The organism is Streptomyces sp. NPDC096046, from assembly GCF_040303285.1.
Classification (GTDB): Bacteria; Actinomycetota; Actinomycetes; order Streptomycetales; family Streptomycetaceae; genus Streptomyces.
This window is the reverse complement of the sequence record NZ_JBEOSZ010000039.1, coordinates 42,392-62,190: the sequence shown is the minus strand read 5'-3', so window position 1 is coordinate 62,190 and position 19,799 is coordinate 42,392. Positions and strand designations below refer to the sequence as shown.

Genomic DNA, 19,799 nt, shown 5'->3' with positions numbered 1-19,799 from the left:
ACCCCGTGTTACCAAGAATCATGACCGCACCCGAGGGACCCCGCGCACACCGCACGTACGACGCCGTCATCGTCGGCGGCGGCCACAACGGCCTGGTCGCCGCCGCCTACCTGGCCCGGGCGGGCCGCTCCGTGCTGGTCCTGGAGCGGCTGGACCACACCGGCGGCGCGGCGGTGTCCACCCGGCCCTTCGCCGGAGTCGACGCCCGGCTGTCCCGCTACTCGTACCTGGTCAGCCTGCTGCCCAAGAAGATCGTCCGGGACCTTGGCCTGGACTTCCGCGTCCGCACCCGGACCGTCTCCTCCTACACGCCCGCCGAGCGCGACGGCAGGCCCACCGGCCTCCTCGTCGGCGGCGGGGAACGCCGTACCAGGGAGGCCTTCGCCCGCCTCACCGGCTCCGACCGCGAGTTCCGGGCCTGGCAGGAGTTCTACGGCATGACCGGCCGCGTCGCCCGGCGCGTCTTCCCGACGCTCACGGAGCCGCTGCCCACCCGTGCGGAACTGCGCCGCCGCCTCGACGACGAGGAGGCCTGGCGGGTGCTGTTCGAGGAACCGATCGGCAGCGCCGTCGAGGAGCGCTTCGAGGACGACCTAGTGCGCGGCGTCGTCCTCACCGACGCCCTCATCGGCACCTTCGCCGACGCCCACGACCCCTCCCTGAAGCAGAACCGCTGCTTCCTCTACCACGTCATCGGCGGCGGCACCGGAGACTGGGACGTGCCGGTCGGCGGGATGGGGGCCCTCACCGACGCACTCGCCGCCACGGCACGCGCGGCGGGCGCGGTCCTCGCCACCGGCCACGAGGCGCTGCGCGTCACCACGGACGGCCGAACCGCCGAGGTCACGTATCGCACGGCCGACGGCGAAGGCACCGCCGCCGCCCGGCACGTCCTGGTGAACGCCTCACCGCAGGCCCTGGCGGAACTGACCGGCGACACGCCCCCGGCCCCCGCCGAAGGCGCCCAACTGAAGGTCAACATGCTGCTGAAGCGGCTGCCGCGGCTGCGCGACACCTTCGTCGACCCGCGCGAGGCCTTCGCCGGCACCTTCCACATCGCCGAGGGCTACGAGCAACTGGCCACCGCTCACGCCCAGGCCGCCGCCGGCGACCTGCCGGCCGTACCGCCCTCGGAGATCTACTGCCACTCGCTCACCGACCCGACCATCCTCGGGCCCGACCTGGCCGAGCAGGGCTACCAGACGCTCACCCTCTTCGGCCTGCACACCCCGGCCCGTCTGTTCGCGCGCGACAACGACGCCGTACGGGAGGACCTGCTGAAGTCCACCCTCGCTCAGCTCGACGCCCACCTGGCCGAGCCCCTCGGCGGCTGCCTGGCCACCGACGCGGACGGCCGCCCCTTCATCGAGGCCAGGACCCCGCTCGACCTGGAGCGGGACCTCCGCCTGCCCGGCGGCAACATCTTCCACCGCGAGCTGAGCTGGCCCCACGCCCAGGACGGCACCGGCCGCTGGGGCGTGGAGACCGGGCACGCCAACGTCCTGCTGTGCGGGGCGGGCGCGGTGCGCGGGGGCGGGGTCAGCGGGGTGCCCGGGCACAACGCGGCGATGGCGGTGCTGGAGAACACCCCCGGGTGAGCCCTCAGTCGGCCGACGGTGTCCACCCCACCGCTTCGACGCGGGACGCGTCCACCGGGCGTGCCTCGTCGAAGAGGACGCCGTCGGCCGCCTCCACGCGCAGTCCGTCCACGTAGGCCCCGCGGCCGACGTACAGCCGGTCCGTCGCGTACCGCCAGCGCAGGGTGAGCTCCCGCGCGGCGGGGACGTCCGCGGTGAGCCGGTGCCAGACACGGCCGGACCAGCCGGTCACCGAGCCCGTCGGGTGCCCCTCGGGATCCTGACCGCGGCGGGCCGTCGTGAAGGGCACCGGCCGCCAGCGCGTGCCGCCGTCGGCCGTGGCCTCCAGGACCAGGACGTCGGCCGTGGGTTCGGTGTCCCACCACAGCCTGCAGCGCAGCCGGGCCCGGCCGGACGAGGTGTCGAGCGCGGGGAGGGTGAGCGTCGCCGCGGTGGAGACCGCCATGCCGGAGAACCAGGCCCTGCGACCCCGCACCGGCCGGACCGGGACGGCCCGCGCCAGCTGGTTCGCGGCGGCCACCCGGGGAGCCGACCCGGATCGCCACCCGCGCACCGGGTGCACCGAGTTGCCCAGGACGACGAGGAACGAGTCGGTGGTCGGGTCGAGCACCAGCGAGGTGCCGGTGAAACCGGTGTGCCCGGCGGTGCGCGGCGTGGCCATCGCGCCCATGTACCAGTGCTGGTAGAGCTCGAAGCCGAGGCCGTGCTCGTCCCCCGGGAAGGCGGTGTTGAAGTCGGTGAACATCAGCTCCACCGACTCCGGCGTCAGGATCCGGGCCCTGCCGTAGACACCGCCGTTGAGCAGCGTGCGGCCGAGGACCGCCAGGTCCCAGGCGTCGGAGAACACGCCCGCGTGTCCCGCGACACCGCCGAGGCCGAAGGCGTTCTCGTCGTGCACCTCGCCCCAGACCAGACCCCGGTCCAGGCCGGACCAGGGTGCGCGCGCGTCCTCCGTGGCCGCGATCCTCGGCCGCCAGGAGGCGGGCGGGTTGTACCGGGTGCGGCGCAGACCGAGCGGTGCGGTGATCTCCTCACGGAGCAGGACGTCCAGGGTGCGGCCCGTGATCCGTTCCAGCACGAGCTGGAGCGAGATGAGATTCAGGTCCGAGTACAGGTACGCCGTGCCGGGCGCGCTGACCGGCGCCTCGTTCCAGATGAGCCGGAGTTTCTCCTCGCGGGTCGGCGCGCTGTACAGCGGGATCCATGCGCGGAACCCCGAGGTGTGCGTGAGGAGCTGGCGGATCGTGATGTCCTGCTTGCCCGCGCGTGCGAAGTCCGGCAGGTAGGAGGCGACTTTCGCCTCCAGCTGCAGCGCGCCCCGCTCCGTCTGCTGCACGGCGAGGATCGAGGTGAACAGTTTCGACACCGAGGCCAGGTCGAAGACGGTGTCCTCGGCCATGGGGATCTGTTCACCGGGCGGGAACTCGATGCCGGTGTCGGTCTTCTCGTCGTAGGCCCGGTAGCGCACCGCCATGCCGATGGGACGGTGCAGCGCGACCGTGCCGCCGCGTCCGGCGAGCAGGACGGCCCCCGCGTACCAGGGATGCGTGGGGGAGGGGCCGAGGAACGCCTCGGCGTCGGTCACGAGTTGACGCAGGTGGGAGGGGAGCAGCCCGGCTCGTGCGGCGGAGCCGTGCCGCAGGGTGGGGCGGTGGCCGGTCGCCGCCGGGGCGGCTTCGGTGGGCCCGGCGGGCCACGCGGCGAGGGCGAGCGCACCGCCCAGGGCCAGTCCCGCCCTGCCCACGTGACGCCGGGTCGGTTCGCCTCTCGCCGGTTCGTCGGTCACCGGGTGCCCCTTCGCCTCAACCGCCTCCGATGTCCCCGGAAGTATGTCCCCCGCGCGCCGCCGTGAACCCGGCGGCGCATCCTCACCGGAATCCCGCACGCGACACCGGCACGCGACCCGCACAGGACACCCAACGAATCTGACGGAGCATCAGAAAACCTCTTCCGTCCTTCGGAGGACTCCGGCATCCTGCGCCCATGCAGACGGAGCTGAGCCAGACCCTGGGAATCGAGCACGCCGTCTTCGGCTTCACGCCGTTCCCCGCCGTCGCCGCGGCCATCAGCCGGGCCGGCGGCTTCGGCGTGCTCGGCGCGGTCCGCTACACCGACCCCGACGAGCTCAAGCGCGACCTGGACTGGATCGAGGCACACGTCGACGGGCGGCCGTACGGCCTGGACGTCGTGATGCCGGCGAAAAAGGTCGAGGGCGTCACCGAGGCCGAGGTCGAGGCGATGATCCCCGAGGGGCACCGGCAGTTCGTCCGGGACACCCTCGCCCGACACGCCGTGCCGGAACTCGCGGAGGGCGCGGCGGCCGGCTGGCGCATCACCGGCTGGATGGAGCAGGTCGCCCGCAGCCAGCTCGACGTCGCCTTCGACTACCCGATCCGGCTCCTCGCCAACGCCCTCGGCTCCCCGCCCGCCGACGTCATCGCCCGCGCCCACGACCGGGACGTCCTCGTCGCCGCACTCGCGGGCAGCGCCCGGCACGCCCGCAAGCACCGGGACGCCGGGATCGACATCGTCGTGGCACAGGGCTACGAGGCGGGCGGCCACACCGGCGAGATCGCCTCGATGGTGCTCACCCCCGAAGTCGTCGACGCCGTCGCCCCGCTGCCCGTGCTGTCCGCAGGAGGCATCGGCAGTGGACAGCAGGTGGCCGCCGCGCTCACCCTCGGCGCTCAAGGTGTGTGGCTGGGCTCCGTGTGGCTGACCACTACAGAGGCGGACCTGCACTCACCCGCCCTGACGCGCAAACTCCTCGCGGCCGGCTCCGGCGACACCGTCCGCTCCCGGGCGCTGACCGGCAAGCCCGCACGCCAGTTGCGCACGGAGTGGACCGACGCCTGGGACGACCCGGCCGGGCCCGGCACCCTGCCCATGCCGTTGCAAGGACTCCTGGTCGCCGAGGCCGTCTCACGCATCCAGAAGTACGAGGTCGACCCACTGCTGGGCACGCCGGTCGGCCAGATCGTCGGGCGGATGAACAGCGAACGCAGTGTCCAGGCCGTCTTCGACGACCTCACCCGCGGCTTCGAGCAGGCAGTGGACCGTGTCAACCGCATCGCCGGAAGGAGCGGCCAGTCGTGAGCGCACCCCCCGTGGGCTTCTGGGCCCAGGCCACCGAGAATCCCGGCCGCACGGTGCTCGTCGCACCCGACGGCGAGGAGTGGACCGCCGGACGCCTGCACGCCGCCGCCAACCGGCTCGTGCACGGCCTGCGCGCGGCCGGTCTCGAACGCGGCGACACCTTCGCGGTGGTCCTGCCCAACGGCGTCGAGTTCCTCACCGCGTACCTCGCGGCCAGCCAGGCCGGGCTCTACCTCGTCCCCGTCAACCACCACCTGGTCGGTCCGGAGATCGCCTGGATCGTCTCCGACTCGGGCGCCAAGGTGCTCCTCGCCCACGAACGCTTCGCCGAGGCGGCCCGCCACGCCGCCGACGAGGCCGGCCTGCCGGGCACCCACCGCTACGCGGCGGGCCGGGTCGAGGGCTTCCGCCCCTACGCCGAACTGCTCGACGGGCAACCCGAGTCGGCGCCCGCGGATCGCACCCTCGGCTGGGTCATGAACTACACCTCGGGCACCACCGGCCGCCCCCGCGGCATCCGCCGCCCGCTGCCCGGCAAACCTCCGGAGGAGGCGTATCTCGGCGGCTTCTTGGGCATCTTCGGCATCCGCCCGTTCGACGACAACGTGCACCTGGTGTGCTCACCGCTCTACCACACGGCCGTTCTTCAGTTCGCCGGCGCGTCCCTGCACATCGGCCACCGGCTGGTCCTCATGGACAAGTGGACGCCCCAGGAGATGCTCCGCCTCATCGACGCCCACCGCTGCACCCACACCCACATGGTCCCCACCCAGTTCCACCGCCTGCTGGCCCTGCCCGACGAGGTCAAGGACCGCTACGACGTCTCCTCCCTGCGGCACGCCATCCACGGCGCCGCGCCCTGCCCCGACCATGTGAAACGGGCCATGCTCGACTGGTGGGGACCTTGCGTGGAGGAGTACTACGCCGCCAGCGAGGGCGGCGGCGCCTTCGCCACGGCCGAGGACTGGCTGAAGAAGCCCGGCACCGTCGGCAAGGCCTGGCCCATCAGCGAACTCGCGATCTTCGACGACGACGGCAACCGGCTCCCGCCCGGTGAAGTCGGCACGGTGTACATGAAGATGAACACCGGCGGCTTCTCATACCACAAGGACGAGGCCAAGACCCGCAAGAACCGCATCGGGGACTTCTTCACCGTCGGCGACCTCGGCCACCTCGACGACGACGGCTACCTCTTCCTGCGCGACCGCAAGATCGACCTGATCATCTCCGGCGGGGTCAACATCTACCCCGCCGAGATCGAGTCGGCCCTGCTCGCCCACCCCGCCGTCGCGGACGCCGCCGTCTTCGGCATCCCGCACGACGACTGGGGCGAGGAGGTGAAGGCGGTCGTGGAACCCGCCCCCGCACACCGGCCCGGACCGGCCCTCGCCGCCGACCTCCTCGACCACTGCGCCCACCGGCTCGCCGGGTACAAACGCCCCAGGAGCGTCGACTTCATCACCGAGATGCCCCGCGACCCCAACGGCAAGCTGTACAAGCGGCGGTTGCGGGAGCCGTACTGGCAGGGCCGGACGCGTCCGGTGTGAGACTCCTGAACGAGACGTCTCAGACGGCTGCGCATCGTGCCCTCCCCCATCGTCGAGGGAAAGGGGTGCCGCATGTGAAAACCTGATCCGAACGTCCATCGGCTTCACGACAGCGAACGCCGTCCAGGAGCGGCAGGGTTGCTCACTGGCAGGCCGGCCGGCCCGCCCGCCGCGATCCGTGCGATCCGGGGTCCTTGACCTCCCCCGGCGGTGAACCGAGGATCATGTGTCATGACGATGCCCGGACACGGCAGCACGGTCGACCAGGTCCTGCGGCGCAGCGCCCGGCGCACACCGGCGCGCGTCGCGGTCGAGTACGCCGATCGCACCTGGACGTACGAGGAACTCGACACCGCCGTCTCCCGCGCGGCGAGCGTCCTCCTCGGCCAGGGACTCTCCCCGGGCGACCGGGTCGGCGCCTACGGCCACAACTCCGACGCCTACCTCATGGCCTTCCTGGCCTGCGCCCGTGCGGGCCTGGTGCACGTACCCGTCAACCAGAACCTGACCGGCGACGACCTCGCCTACCTCATCGCCCAGTCCGGCAGCTCCCTGGTCCTCACCGACCCGGACCTGGCAGCACGGCTGCCGCCCGGCGTACGGACGTTGCCGCTGCGCGACGCGGACGACTCGCTGCTCGCGCGGCTGCCCGGGGCACCCTCCCACGACGGCCCCGAGCCGCACACCGAGGGCCTTGTCCAGCTGCTGTACACCTCCGGGACGACGGCTCAGCCCAAGGGCGCGATGATGACGCACCGGGCCCTGGTGCACGCGTACCTGAGCGCGATCACCGCCCTCGACCTCGGCGCGGGCGACCGCCCCGTCCACTCCCTGCCGCTCTACCACTCGGCGCAGCTGCACGTCTTCCTGCTGCCCTACCTCGCCGTGGGCGCGACGAACATCATCCTGGACGCACCCGACGGCGACCGGCTCTTCGACCTGATCGAGGCGGGCCGCGCGGACAGCCTGTTCGCACCCCCCACCGTCTGGATCGCCCTGTCCGGCCGTCCCGACTTCGCCATCCGCGATCTGAGCGGCCTGCGCAAGGCCTACTACGGCGCGTCGATCATGCCGGTCCCGGTACTCGAACGGCTGCGGGAGCGCCTGCCGGGCCTTGCCTTCTACAACTGCTTCGGACAGAGCGAGATCGGGCCCCTGGCCATGGTCCTCGCGCCCGACGAGCACAAGGGCCGTATGGACTCCTGCGGCCGGACGGTCCTGTTCGTCGACGCACGTGTGGTCGACGAGAACGGCGAGGACGTACCCGACGGCACCCCGGGCGAGATCGTCTACCGCTCCCCGCAACTGTGCGAGGGCTACTGGGACAAACCCGAGGAGACCGCCGAGGCCTTCCGCGACGGCTGGTTCCGCTCCGGCGATCTCGCGGTACGCGACGCGCACGGCTACCACACGATCGTCGACCGGGTGAAGGACGTCATCAACTCCGGTGGTGTGATGATCGCTTCACGCCAGGTCGAGGACGCCCTCTACACCCACCCCCGGGTCGCCGAGGCCGCGGTCGTGGGCCTGCCGGACGAGCGCTGGATCGAGGCGGTGACAGCCGTCGTCGTCCCGCGCGGCGAGGTCTCGGAGACGGAACTGATCCACCACGTCCGCGACCGACTCGCCCCCTTCAAAGCGCCGAAGCGGGTGGTGTTCGTGGACGAGCTCCCGCGCAACGCCGGCGGGAAGATCCTGAAACGGGAGCTGAGGAACGACCTCGGGAACGCGTGACGCGCCCGGCCGGGCAACCCGGTTGTGCCGGACCGGCAGCGGGCTCCAGGATCGACGCCATGCCGACCTTCAGCGCCCCGGACGGAACCCGGCTCACCTTCCATCCGCGCGGTCGCGGTGAACCGCTGATCGTGCTGCCCGGCGGCCCCATGCGGGCCTCGGCCTACCTCGGAGACCTGGGCGGACTCGACGCCCACCGGCAGTTGGTGCTGCTCGACCTGCGCGGCACGGGGGAGTCCGAGGCGCCCGCGGATCCGGCGACATACCGCTGCGACCGGCTCGTCGAGGACGTCGAGGCGTTGCGGTTCCATCTGGGCCTGGAGCGGATGGACCTGCTCGCCCACTCGGCGGGCGGGAGCCTCGCCATGCTCTACGCGGCCCGGTACCCGCAGCGGGTGGGACGGCTGGCGCTGGTCACCGCCATTCCGCGGGCTCTGGGGTGGCCGGCGACGGCCGGGGACCGGTTGGCTGCGGCCCGGCAGCGGGCGTCGGAACCCTGGTTCGCGGACGCGTTCCCCGCGTTCGAGGCCTGGCTGGGCGGCACGGGTGACTTCGACCCGGTGTTCCTCCCGTTCTTCTACGGGCGCTGGGACGACATCGCGCGCGGCCACGCCGACCGCGAAGAGGCCGAGACCAACGATGCCGCGGCGGATGCCTACGGTGCCGACGGCGCCTACGATCCGGAGGCGACGCGCGGTGCCCTCGCGCGGCTGACAGCGCCCGTCCTGATCCTGGCCGGGCAAGTCGACGGCGGCCCGAACCCGTCCCTGGCCCGACGGAGCGCCGACGTCTTCCCGGCAGCCGAGTTCGCGGTGCAGCCGGGGGCGGGACACTACCCCTGGCTCGACGACCCGGAGTGGTTCGCACGGCGCGTGGCCGCCTTCTTCTCCTGACCGGTGCGGCGCGCGCTTGTGCCGTCGGCGGGATGGCCCCGGCCGTGGACGCCCCGGGCCTGCCGGTCTCCTGGCCGGTGCGGCGCGCGCTTGTGCCGTCGGCGGGATGGCCCCGGCCGTGGACGCCCCGGGCCTGCCGGTCTCCTGGCCGGTGCGGCGCGCGCTTCTGCCGTCGGCAGCACGGCCCCGGCCGTGGCGGCGCCCCTCGCCTACCGGGTCGACGTGGTGGGCCACTCGCCCGGCGGCGCCTTCGCCTACCTGCTCGCTCCCGGACGAAGGAGTTCCCCGCGGTCGTGGAGGAGTTCCTCAGCCCTGCGGACCGTACGCCGTCATGAAACGGTCGCGGAACAGGTCCATGCCCCACCGGGGCGCGTCCCCGGCCGGCTTGAGGCCGTCCGTCCAGCCCCAGTCGGCGACCCGGTCCAGAACCTTCTTGTCGTGGGCGACGATCGTCACCGGCACGTCCTTGCCGGTGTCGCCGGCGGTGACGGTCGGCACCGGCTGGTGGTCACCGAGGAAGACCAGCACCGTGTCCTCGTCGCCGTAGCGCTCGACCCACTCGGTCAGACTGCGGATCGAGTACTCGATGGCGCGCCGGTACTCGGTGCGGACCTTCTCCGGGTCCTTCCAGACCTCCGCGGGGTCGGTGCCCTCCTTCTTGATCCGGTGGAACACCGAGCCGTCGCCGAGGTCGTTCCAGTCGATCATCCGGGCGATGGGGGACCAGGGGTTGTGGCTGGAGGCCAGGATGATCTCCGCCATGATCGGCTCACGGTCCTTCTTGCCGTGCTCCAGGCGCTCGAAGGCCTCCATCGTGAACTGGTCGGGGACGGGCGTCCAGCTGAAGTAGGGGCCGTGGTAGCCGAGGTGCTCGGAGTCGTAGATGTGCTCCAGGCCGAAGAACTTCCCCTCGGGCCAGGCGCGCCGCACACCGGGCACGATGCCGACGGTCCGCCAGGCACCCGTCTTCCCGAAGTACTTCGTCAGCGTCATGCGATCGCTGGTGGTCAGACTGCGGTACCGCTGCTGGTTCTTGATCCACAGCCCGGACAGGAAGGTCGAGTGGGCGAGCCAGCTGCCCGCGCCCGTCACCGGCGACCGCAGCCAGCCGCTGCGCGACTCGAACCCGGCCGCCTTCAGCCTGCCGGTGCCCTCCTTGAGGACGGCGTCGGTCTGCCGTGCCATCGCCGGGTCGTCGATCGCGACCCGGCCGTAACTCTCGACGAAGGTGAACAGGACGTCCTTGCCGCGCAGTCCCGTGAGCAACTGGTCGGGCGGGGTGTTCGCGAAGGCGTCCACCGAGGCCTGCCTGTCGAAGACCCGGGCGTCCTGAAGTCCCGCCCGCACCGCGTCCACACGGTTGCCGATGAACTCGGCGTTGCCCTTGGTGGCGATCGGCACGGTGCCGATCTGCACGCCCAGGGTCATGCAGGTGATCCACGCCGTGCCGAGGATCAGCACCGTGCGGTCGGCGGCCGGCCGGTGCCGGGTCATCAGGTTCGTCAGCCGCACCACCGCGAGCGTGGTGAGGAGGAGCAGCGCCACGAACAGGACGATCACCCCGGCCACGGCCAGTACCTGTCCGGTCCGGCCGAACGTCTCCCGGAGGAAGTCCGTCGCGTGCTCGATCAGGATCCAGTCCAGGACCAGGTCGAACGGCCGGGCCAGAATCTGGTAGAAGCCCATGTCGACGAACTTCAGGACCGTGACGAGCCCCAGGAACACGCCCGTGAGGACCGCCGTGATCCGCCGGGGCTTCGGCGGCAGCGCGAGCAGCAGCCCGGCGAGCAGCACCCCCTCGGCGGGGATGCGGACGAACGAGGCGAACTCGACGCGCTCGATCCGGTTCGGCATGAGCAGCGCGAACAGCACGAGCGCACCGGCCAGAACGGTCGTCCCGATGGAGACGCCGCGTGCCGTACGCGGGTGGCGACGCCGCCAGCCGAACCAGCCGGGCTTCACCGCGCCGGACGGCGTCGCCTCCGGCGTCTGCTCGGAAGAGGACTCCTGTGCCGGGGGAGCGGTCTTCGGGCCGTCCGTGGGGGCGTTGTCCTTCGAAACCTCCGTCGAGGCGCCGTCCTGCGCAGTCGCCGTCCCGGTGCCGTCCTCCGGTTCCGCCCTGCCCCCGGTCGTGTCCGAAAGCTGACGGGAGCGAGTGAAGAGCGACACCCGGTGGTCCTTCCGTGCGGTCTTGCCTGCATGCGAACAGGACTCGGGTGAGCGAGCCTGCCATCACCAGTACGTCCGCACGTCACCTTAGGTTCAATATGCCGGGCGGAGAATCACCGGTCAGCCGTCACCGCGACCTCGCGCGCCCACCGATAGTCCGCCTTGCCGCTCGGCGACCTCCGGATCGAGTCGGTGATCACCAGCCGGCGCGGGATCTTGTATCCGGCGAGCCGGTCACGGCAATGGGCCTGTATGTCCTGCAGCGAGGGCCGCGGTGCGCCCCTGCGCAACTGCACGACCGCCGCCACACGGTGGCCCCACCGGGGATCCGGTACCCCCGCCACCAGCGCGTCGTAGATGTCCGGGTGGGACTTGAGGGCCTGCTCGACCTCCTCCGGGTACACCTTCTCGCCGCCGGTGTTGATGCACTGCGAGCCCCGGCCCAGGACGGTGACCACGCCCTCCTCGTCGACGGTGGCCATGTCGCCGAGCAGCACCCACCGCTCGCCGTCCCTCTCGAAGAAGGCCCCGGCGGTCTTGGCCGGGTCGTTGTAGTAGCCGAGCGGCACGTGTCCGCACTGGGCGATCCGGCCCACCTCACCGGCTGCCACCGGTTCGTACGTGGCCGGGTCCACCACCTGCGTGCGGGCGTTGACCCGCACCCGGAAGCCCCGCTCCGGGCCCGAGTCCTCGGTCGCCGTCCCGTTGAAGCCCGACTCCGACGAGCCGAAGTTGTTGAGCAGCATGGCGTTCGGCACCAGCTCCTGGAACTGCCGGCGCACCGTGTCCGACATGATCGCGCCGGACGACGAGACGCTGAACAGCGACGAACGGTCGATGTGCCGCAGCGGGCCGCTCAGCGCGTCGATCAGCGGTCGCAGCATCGCGTCGCCCACCAGCGAGATGCTGCTGACCTTCTCCTTCTCCACGGTCCGCAGCACCTCCTCGGGCACGAACTTGCGGTGGATCACGACCCGTTGCCCGAAGTGGAAGGCGATGAAGGCCGTGAGGGTGGAGGTGCCGTGCATCAGCGGGGCCGTCGGGAAGAAGGTGATCCCCGCACCGCCGGCCGCGACCCGCTCGGCGAGCTCCTCCGGCTTCTTCACCGGCTCCCCGGTCGGCGCGCCTCCGCCGAGGCCCGCGAAGAACAGATCCTCCTGCCGCCACATCACCCCCTTGGGCATCCCGGTCGTGCCGCCGGTGTAGATGATGAACTGGTCGTCGGCCGAGCGGGCGGGGAAACCGCGCTCGGCCGACCCGGCTGCCTCCACCTGCGCGAACTCCACACAGGGCACCGCGGCGGCGCCCGGCGCCGGAGTGCCCACCCGGATCAGACGCCGCAGCTTCTCCACCCGGGGGCGCGCCGCCGCCACCCGGTCGGTGAACTCCGCGTCGAAGACCAGCGCGACCAGGTCGGCGTCCCGGTAGAGGTACACCAACTCCTCTTCCACATAGCGGTAGTTGACGTTGACCGGGACGATCCGCGCCTTCAGGCAGCCCAGTACCGTCTGCAGATACTCCACACCGTTGTAGAGGTGGAGCCCGAGGTGCTCACCGGGGAGCATCCCGCTGTCGAGCAGGTGGTGGCCGACGCGGTTGGCCGCCGCGTCCAGCTCCGCGTAGGTGAGGCGGCGCTCCGCGCCCGTGCCGGGATGGTCGGCGTACACCAGCGCCTCACGGGCGGGGACGACATCGACGACCGACTCGAACAGGTCGGCAAGGTTGTACTCCACCGCTCCTCCTGACCCCGGGCGTGCCTGGCATCGGACGGTTCGCCGGTCATCAGAGCAAAGGGCGGTCCAACTGTGAAGGGTCCGCGCGAAAGAATCTGACTGTCTGTCAGAAAACCCTTGAAGTGCTTCCCGCCCTACTGCAACCTGTTCTCGTTCCATGAGAGGGGAGTTCGCCATGGGCGGGACGGAACACCTCACCGTGCAGCGCGAAGGCGCCACACTGGTGCTCACGCTCAACAGGCCGGAAGCCAAGAACGCGCTCTCACTGCCGATGCTCGTCGGTCTGCACGACGGCTGGCTGGAGGCCGACGCGGACGACTCGGTCCGCTCGATCGTCCTCACCGGCGCCGGCGGCTCGTTCTGCTCCGGCATGGACCTCAAGGCCCTCGCCGGCGCCGGCATGGCCGGAGAGGAGTACCGCGACCGGCTCAAGGCCGACCCCGACCTGCACTGGAAGGCGATGCTGCGCCATCACCGCCCGCGCAAGCCGGTGATCGCCGCCGTCGAGGGGGACTGCGTCGCGGGCGGCACCGAGATGCTCCAGGGCACCGACATCCGCGTCGCCGGCGAGTCCGCCACCTTCGGCCTGTTCGAGGTCAAGCGCGGCCTGTTCCCCATCGGCGGCTCCACGGTCCGGCTGCAACGGCAGATCCCACGCACCCACGCCCTGGAGATGCTCCTCACCGGCCGCTCCTACAACGCCCCCGAAGCCGCCGCCATCGGCCTGATCGGCCACGTCGTCCCCGACGGCACGGCGCTCACGAAGGCGCTGGAGATCGCCGAGCGGGTCAACTCCTGCGGTCCGCTGGCCGTGGAGGCCGTCAAGGCCTCGGTCTACGAGACCGCCGAGATGACCGAGGCCGACGGCCTCGCGGCCGAACTCACCCGTGGCTGGCCGGTCTTCGGCACCGCCGACGCCAAGGAGGGCGCCCGCGCCTTCGCGGAGAAGCGACCACCCGTCTACAAGCGCGCCTGACCGTGTGCGCCCGACCGAAGGAGCCCTCCGGCATGCCCGAAGTCCTCAAAGCCCCTCTCGTCGTCGAGTTCCCCTTCACCCGCTCCCTCGGCCCCGTCCAGAGCGCCTTCCTGACCGGCCTGCGCGAACGCGTCGTCCTCGGCGTCCGCACCGGCGACGGCCGCGTCCTCGTCCCGCCCGTCGAGTACGACCCCGTCACCGCCGAGGAGATCCGCGACCTCGTCGAGGTCGCCCCCACCGGCACGGTCACCACCTGGGCCTGGAACCACGCCCCCCGCCGCGGCCAGCCCCTCACCACCCCCTTCGCCTGGGCCCTGGTCCGTCTCGACGGCGCCGACACCGCCCTCCTGCACGCCCTGGACGCCCCAGGGCCCGGCGCCGTGCACACCGGCATGCGCGTCCGCATCCGCTGGGCGGCGGAACGCACCGGCGCCATCACGGACATCGCCTGCTTCGAGCCGTACGACGGCGACCGGGCCGAACCGGCAGGCCACGCGGGCGCGTTCGCGGACCCCGTCACCGGCATCGTCGCCGCCGCCCGCCTCGACTACACCTACTCGCCCGGCCGCGCCCAGACCGCCTACATCAACGCCCTGTCCGGCCACAGGACCGTGGGCGAACGCTGCCCCGCCTGCCGCAAGGTCTACGTCCCCCCGAGGGGCGCGTGCCCCACATGTGGGGTGGCCACAGTGGAACAGGTCGAGGTGGGGCCGCGCGGCACAGTGACCACCTTCTGCATCGTCAACATCAAGGCGAAGAATCTCGACATCGAGGTGCCGTACGTCTACGCCCACATCGCCCTCGACGGCGCCGACCTCGCGCTGCACGGCCGGATCGGCGGCATCCCGTACGACGAGGTCCGCATGGGGCTGCGCGTCGAACCCGTGTGGACTCAGGGCGCCCGCTACCCCGATCACTACCGGCCCACGGGCGAACCCGACGCGGACTACGACACCTACAAGGAGCTGCTGTGACGAGCGCACCGCGGGACCGCGAGATCGCCGTCGTCGCCTTCGCCCAGACCGGCCACCGGCGCACCAGCGACGAGCTCTCCGAGGTGGAGATGCTGATGCCGGTGCTGCACGAGGTCCTCGACCGGACCGGACTGAAGACCGCCGACATCGACTTCACCTGCTCCGGCTCCAGCGACTACCTCGCCGGCCGCGCCTTCTCCTTCACTCTCGCCCTCGACGGCGTCGGCGCCTGGCCCCCGATCTCCGAGTCGCACGTCGAGATGGACGGCGCCTGGGCCCTGTACGAGGCCTGGACCAAACTCCTCACCGGTGAGGCCGACACCGCCCTGGTCTACGCGTACGGCAAATCCTCGCCCGGCTCGGTCCGCGACGTCCTGACCCGCCAGCTCGACCCCTACTGCACGGCGCCCCTGTGGCCCGACTCCGTGGCGCTCGCCGCCCTCCAGGCGCAGGCCCTCATCGACGCCGGCGACACCGACGAGCCCGCCCTCGCCGCCGTGGCCGCACGCAACCGTGAAGCGGCCACCGCCAACCCCCACGCTCAACTGCGCGGCCCCGTGCCACAGGGCGACTACCTCGTACAGCCCCTGCGCACCGGTGACTGCCCGCCCGTGGGAGACGGGGCCGCCGCCGTGATCCTCGCCGCGGGCGACCGGGCCCGTGCACGGTGCGCTCGCCCCGCCTGGATCCGCGGCATCGACCACCGCATCGAGGCCCACGCCCTCGGAGTGCGCGACCTGACCGACTCGCCGTCCACCCGGCTGGCCGCCGAGCGGGCCGGAGCCTTCGAGCGACCCGTCGACACCGCCGAACTGCACGCGCCCTTCACCGCGCAGGAGATCGTCCTGCGCAAGGCCCTCCGGCTCGGCGACGCAGTGGAGGTGAACCCCTCCGGCGGGGCCCTCGCCGCCAACCCGATCATGGCCGCCGGCCTCATCCGCATCGGTGAGGCCGCCGCCCGCATCCACCGCGGCGCGTCCGACCGCGCCCTCGCCCACGCCACATCCGGCCCCTGCCTCCAGCAGAACCTGGTCGCCGTACTCGAAGGGGAACCCCGATGAGCAAGGAGCCCGTGGCCGTCGTCGGCATCGGCCAGACCAGGCACGTCGCGGCCCGCCGGGACGTCTCGATCGCCGGACTGGTCCGCGAAGCCGCCTCCCGCGCCCTGGCGGACGCCGCGTTGACGTGGGCCGACATCGACGCCGTCGTGATCGGCAAGGCGCCCGACTTCTTCGAGGGCGTCATGATGCCGGAGCTCTACCTCGCCGACGCCCTCGGTGCCGTCGGCAAACCCATGCTCCGCGTGCACACCGCCGGCTCCGTCGGCGGATCCACCGCACTGGTCGCCGCGAACCTCGTCGCGGCCCGCGTCCACGGCACGGTCCTCACCCTCGCCTTCGAGAAGCAGTCCGAGTCGAACGCCATGTGGGGCCTGTCCCTGCCGATCCCCTTCCAGCAGCCCCTGCTGGCCGGGGCGGGCGGGTTCTTCGCCCCGCACATCCGCGCCTACATGCGCCGCAGCGGAGCTCCCGAGACGATCGGCGCCCTCGTCGCCTACAAGGACCGCCGCAACGCGCTGAAGAACCCCTACGCCCACCTGCACGAGCACGACATCACCCTCGACAAGGTCATGGCGTCGCCCATGCTGTGGGACCCGGTCCGCTACTCGGAGACCTGCCCCTCCTCCGACGGTGCCTGCGCCATGATCCTCACCGACCGCGCCGGAGCCGCCCGGGCACCGCGACCGCCCGCCTGGATGCTCGGCGGCGCGATGCGCAGCGAACCCACCCTCTTCGCCGGCAAGGACTTCGTCTCCCCGCAGGCCGGGCAGGACTGCGCGGCCGACGTCTACCGGCAGGCCGGGATCACCGACCCACGCCGCGAGATCGACGGCGCCGAGATCTACGTGCCGTTCTCCTGGTACGAGCCCATGTGGCTGGAGAACCTCGGCTTCGCCGGCGAGGGCGAGGGCTGGAAACTCACCGAGGCGGGTGTGACGGAACTCGACGGGGACCTGCCCGTCAACATGTCGGGCGGCGTCCTGTCCGCCAACCCCATCGGCGCCTCCGGCATGATCCGCTTCGCGGAAGCGGCGCTCCAGGTGCGCGGACAGGCCGGAGAACACCAGGTCGACGGGGCCCGCAGGGTCCTCGGGCACGCCTACGGCGGCGGATCGCAGTTCTTCGCCATGTGGCTCGTGGGAGACCGTCCCCCGGACTCCTGAAAGGTCCCCCTCACGTGCCCTGTTGGCCGTGGGACGCGATCGCTAGGCTGGCCGCGGACGACGAACCGGGAGGAGCACGGACGTGGCCGAGACCACCACCCAGCAGCGCCCGCTCACAGGCTGGGACAAGCCGGAGCTGGACCTCACCAACGCACAGTGGCAGTCCAGCAGCCGAGGGCGGGGGGATGTCCAGATCGCCTTCGTGGAGGGCTTCATCGCCATGCGGAACAGCGCGCGCCCGGAGAGCCCTTCGCTGATCTTCACCCCCGCCGAGTGGGGCGCGTTCGTGTCGGGAGCGCGGGAGGGAGAGTTCGACCTCACCTGACGACGGGGCGAACCGTTCCGGACGACCGGGATCCGACGGCCGATCCGGGGGTGTTCCGCCCGCGATTCCGGACACGCGACCGGAGGCATCTTCCCGGAGCCGCCGCCTGAGTCAGGCTGGCCGCGGGAGGGAACGGTCGAATCCCGGAGGTGAGGACCCCATGAGCACCCTGCCTGTCGTCGCGGCGGTCGACGGTTCGGACGACAGCCTTCGCGCCCTGGAGTGGGCCGTCGACGCCGCGCGCGGACGCGGGGCACCCCTGCGCGTGGCGCATGTGCGCCAGTACGCCCACTGGACCCAGCCCGACGTCCTGACGGCCGGGCCGGCGGACGCGCAGGACGATTCCGTCCTGGACCAGGTCCGCACGCGTCTGGACGGCCGCGCCGGCCTGCCGGACACCGAGTACGTCGGCCTGGAGGGCGCGGCCGACGCGGTCCTGCCCGAACTCGGCGCCACCGCCCAGTTGCTGGTGCTCGGCTCCCGGGGCCGCGGCGGGTTCGCCAGTCTGGTGCTCGGCTCCAACAGCATGGCCGCCGCCCGCGACGCCGAGTGCCCCGTCGTCGTGGTGCCCCGGCCCGGACGGGAGGTCCACGGCGAGGCGCCGGGCGGCCCGGGCCGGCGGGTGGTCGTCGGCCTGAAGGTGGACGGCCCCGACGGGGCCACACTCGAGTTCGCCTTCGCCGAGGCCGCCCGGCACGGCGCCCGGCTCCAGGCGGTCGCCGCCTACCCATGGCCCGCCCAGCCCTGGATGATGCCCGGGGAGACGCCCCCGCCGATCGTCGATCAGGACGTCATCGAGGACGAGACCCGGGTCCTCGCCGACGGCTTCCTCGCCCCCTACCGCGAGCGGCACCCGGACGTCCCGGTCGAACTGATCCCGGCGGCGGGCGACGCGGCAGGCCATCTCGTCGCGGCCTCCCGGGACGCCGACCTCGCCGTCGTGGGCCGTCACCGGAGGCGGCTGCTCTCACCCGCCCGCATGATGGGCTCGGTCACCCACGCCGTCCTGCTGCACGCCGCGAGCCCCGTCGCCGTGGTGCCGCCGTCACCCCCGGAGGACTGACCCGCCGTAATGGATACGGCTGGACCTATCATCAGCCGCATGCGGGAACCGATCAGCAGGGACGCCCGGCTCGCCCTCGACCTGGCCCTCACCATCCGCCACGACGGCACCGGCGGCGTCGCCGACGACCTCACCGACCCGGCAGGCCTGACCGCGTGGGTCCGGGCCCACCCCGACGTCCTGCCGGACGCCGCTTTCGGCCGGACCGGCGATCACCGCGAGGACCACGCCGCCGGCATCGCAGCCCGCCGCCGGTGACGGCGAGGGCGCGGGGTTCACCGCCGACGCCGCGCAGCTCGCCGCGGTGCGCGAGCTACGGGCCGCCGTCCGCGCGCTCTTCGCGCGGGCCGTGCTCCCCGGCGAACCGAGCCCCGCGGACGCGGCCCGGCTGATGCCCCCGCGAGAAGCGGTGCGGCAGCTGAACGCGGCGGCCGCCCGCACGCCCTCGGTGCCGGTCCTGCACTGGCCGGAGGACGCGGGCCCGGCCGTCCGATGGCGGCCCGCGCGCACCACCGGCGATCTGACAGCGGCACTCGCCCGGGCGGTGATCGCTTTCCTCACCGGCCCGGACCGCGACCGGCTGCGCGCCTGCCACGCCCCGCGCTGCGTGCGGTACTTCCTCAAGGAGCACCCCCGCCAGGAGTGGTGCAAGCCCTCCTGCGGCAATCGCGCCCGAGTCGCCCGCCACCACCAGCGCCACAAGACGACGGCCCAGCCCCACGAGGACCGGCCGAGTGGCCTGCCGTCATCGACGCCGCAAGGCTGACCGCGGTACCGACCGGCCTGTGACGGCCACGGCTCAAGGTCCGGCCGAGCCGGCCGACGCCGCCGACCGGCCGCCACCCTCCCCCATGGCACAGGGTGACAACCGGCCCACCCCGTCCGCCGCCCGGCCCGCACTTCGCAGGCCGGGGCACGTACCATGGGCGACATGTCGTTCCTCCGCCGCCGCAGCGCCACTCCCGCCGGGCCCGACTTCGACGTCCTGGCCATGGACCCGGGCGACTGGCCCGGCAACCTCGGTGCGGGCCTGTTGCCCGCGCCCGACGGCACCTGCCAGGGCGTCTTTCTGCGCTACGATCTGTTCGGCGGGCGCGGCCCCGCGATGGTCATCGGCAATCTGCCGGAAGGCTCCCCGGCCCGCGAGGTCCCCGACGGGCAGGTCCCCTTCGAGGTCGCGCAACTGCTGCTGGCGCTGGAGAACGACGAGGAGGTCACCGTCGTCAGCACGGAGGACGTGCCGGTGATGCAGGGCGACAACCTCCTGATCGTGCGCCGCGTCAAACTCTCCGAGAGCCGCATCTCCTGCGTGCAGTTCGACCGCAGCGACAACGTCCTGGTGACCATCGCCGCCTGGGACCGCCCCATCACGGACGACCTCTACGCCCTCCTCAAGCCGCTGCCCGCGGAACTCTTCCAGCAGGGCTGAGCCGCACCCACGCACAGGAAAGGGCCGCTGTACACCCG

15 protein-coding genes and 1 pseudogene are annotated in these 19,799 nt (G+C 72.3%); 13 read left to right on the top strand and 3 right to left on the bottom strand.

Annotated elements, in window-relative coordinates:
• Window positions 1-20 precede the first annotated feature (20 nt).
• The gene (locus tag ABTX62_RS27885; protein ID WP_352118791.1) at window positions 21-1,598 is read left to right on the top strand and encodes a phytoene desaturase family protein; all 1,578 of its coding nucleotides are present in this window, start codon (window positions 21-23) and stop codon (window positions 1,596-1,598) included.
• Between the two features lie 4 nt (window positions 1,599-1,602).
• On the opposite strand, the gene ABTX62_RS27880 is transcribed toward ABTX62_RS27885, so the two are convergent.
• On the bottom strand, window positions 1,603-3,384 hold the full coding sequence (locus ABTX62_RS27880) for a serine hydrolase domain-containing protein (RefSeq protein ID WP_352118790.1): 1,782 nt from the start codon (window positions 3,382-3,384) through the stop codon (window positions 1,603-1,605).
• Window positions 3,385-3,581: 197 nt separating this feature from the next.
• On the opposite strand from ABTX62_RS27880, the gene ABTX62_RS27875 reads away from it, so the two are divergent.
• From ABTX62_RS27875 to ABTX62_RS27860, 4 genes are all read left to right on the top strand, one after another.
• Window positions 3,582-4,694, top strand: coding sequence for an NAD(P)H-dependent flavin oxidoreductase (locus ABTX62_RS27875; protein WP_352118789.1), 1,113 nt, complete (start codon window positions 3,582-3,584; stop codon window positions 4,692-4,694).
• A complete protein-coding gene (locus ABTX62_RS27870; protein ID WP_352118788.1) occupies window positions 4,691-6,241 on the top strand; it encodes an acyl-CoA synthetase in 1,551 nt (516 codons plus the stop codon). The genes ABTX62_RS27875 and ABTX62_RS27870 overlap by 4 nt, the downstream gene beginning before the upstream one ends.
• A gap of 231 nt (window positions 6,242-6,472) precedes the next feature.
• On the top strand, window positions 6,473-7,975 hold the full coding sequence (locus tag ABTX62_RS27865) for an acyl-CoA synthetase (RefSeq protein ID WP_352118787.1): 1,503 nt from the start codon (window positions 6,473-6,475) through the stop codon (window positions 7,973-7,975).
• Window positions 7,976-8,034: 59 nt separating this feature from the next.
• Window positions 8,035-8,868: an alpha/beta fold hydrolase gene (locus tag ABTX62_RS27860; RefSeq protein ID WP_352118786.1), complete on the top strand. Its 834-nt coding sequence runs from the start codon at window positions 8,035-8,037 to the stop codon at window positions 8,866-8,868.
• Window positions 8,869-9,174: 306 nt separating this feature from the next.
• Here the strand turns inward: ABTX62_RS27860 and ABTX62_RS27855 are convergent, their stop codons facing one another.
• Together ABTX62_RS27855 and ABTX62_RS27850 are read right to left on the bottom strand one after the other, a co-directional pair.
• On the bottom strand, window positions 9,175-11,037 hold the full coding sequence (locus tag ABTX62_RS27855; RefSeq protein ID WP_352118785.1) for an alkaline phosphatase family protein: 1,863 nt from the start codon (window positions 11,035-11,037) through the stop codon (window positions 9,175-9,177).
• 113 nt (window positions 11,038-11,150) lie between these two features.
• Window positions 11,151-12,770 (bottom strand): acyl-CoA synthetase, encoded by a 1,620-nt coding sequence (locus ABTX62_RS27850; RefSeq protein ID WP_352118784.1) that lies wholly within the window; start codon window positions 12,768-12,770, stop codon window positions 11,151-11,153.
• 175 nt (window positions 12,771-12,945) lie between these two features.
• Between ABTX62_RS27850 and ABTX62_RS27845 the strand changes: the two genes are divergently transcribed.
• From ABTX62_RS27845 to ABTX62_RS27810, 8 genes and pseudogenes are all read left to right on the top strand, one after another.
• Window positions 12,946-13,746 carry a crotonase/enoyl-CoA hydratase family protein gene (locus ABTX62_RS27845; protein ID WP_352118783.1) on the top strand — a complete coding sequence of 267 codons (801 nt, stop codon included), beginning with the start codon at window positions 12,946-12,948 and terminating at the stop codon, window positions 13,744-13,746.
• 32 nt (window positions 13,747-13,778) lie between these two features.
• Window positions 13,779-14,720, top strand: coding sequence for a Zn-ribbon domain-containing OB-fold protein (locus ABTX62_RS27840; protein ID WP_352118782.1), 942 nt, complete (start codon window positions 13,779-13,781; stop codon window positions 14,718-14,720).
• Complete coding sequence (locus tag ABTX62_RS27835; protein WP_352118781.1) at window positions 14,717-15,781, top strand: thiolase family protein; 1,065 nt, start codon at window positions 14,717-14,719, stop codon at window positions 15,779-15,781. The genes ABTX62_RS27840 and ABTX62_RS27835 overlap by 4 nt, the downstream gene beginning before the upstream one ends.
• Window positions 15,778-16,944 carry a thiolase family protein gene (locus tag ABTX62_RS27830; protein ID WP_352118780.1) on the top strand — a complete coding sequence of 389 codons (1,167 nt, stop codon included), beginning with the start codon at window positions 15,778-15,780 and terminating at the stop codon, window positions 16,942-16,944. Before ABTX62_RS27835 ends, ABTX62_RS27830 begins: the two co-directional genes overlap by 4 nt.
• Window positions 16,945-17,026: 82 nt before the next feature.
• The gene (locus ABTX62_RS27825) at window positions 17,027-17,269 is read left to right on the top strand and encodes a DUF397 domain-containing protein (RefSeq protein ID WP_010033039.1); all 243 of its coding nucleotides are present in this window, start codon (window positions 17,027-17,029) and stop codon (window positions 17,267-17,269) included.
• Window positions 17,270-17,429: 160 nt separating this feature from the next.
• Window positions 17,430-18,332: a universal stress protein gene (locus ABTX62_RS27820; RefSeq protein WP_352118779.1), complete on the top strand. Its 903-nt coding sequence runs from the start codon at window positions 17,430-17,432 to the stop codon at window positions 18,330-18,332.
• Between the two features lie 39 nt (window positions 18,333-18,371).
• A pseudogene (locus ABTX62_RS27815) lies at window positions 18,372-19,098 on the top strand (CGNR zinc finger domain-containing protein).
• A gap of 165 nt (window positions 19,099-19,263) precedes the next feature.
• The gene (locus ABTX62_RS27810) at window positions 19,264-19,761 is read left to right on the top strand and encodes a hypothetical protein (RefSeq protein ID WP_283969090.1); all 498 of its coding nucleotides are present in this window, start codon (window positions 19,264-19,266) and stop codon (window positions 19,759-19,761) included.
• The last annotated feature ends 38 nt before the right edge of the window (window positions 19,762-19,799 follow it).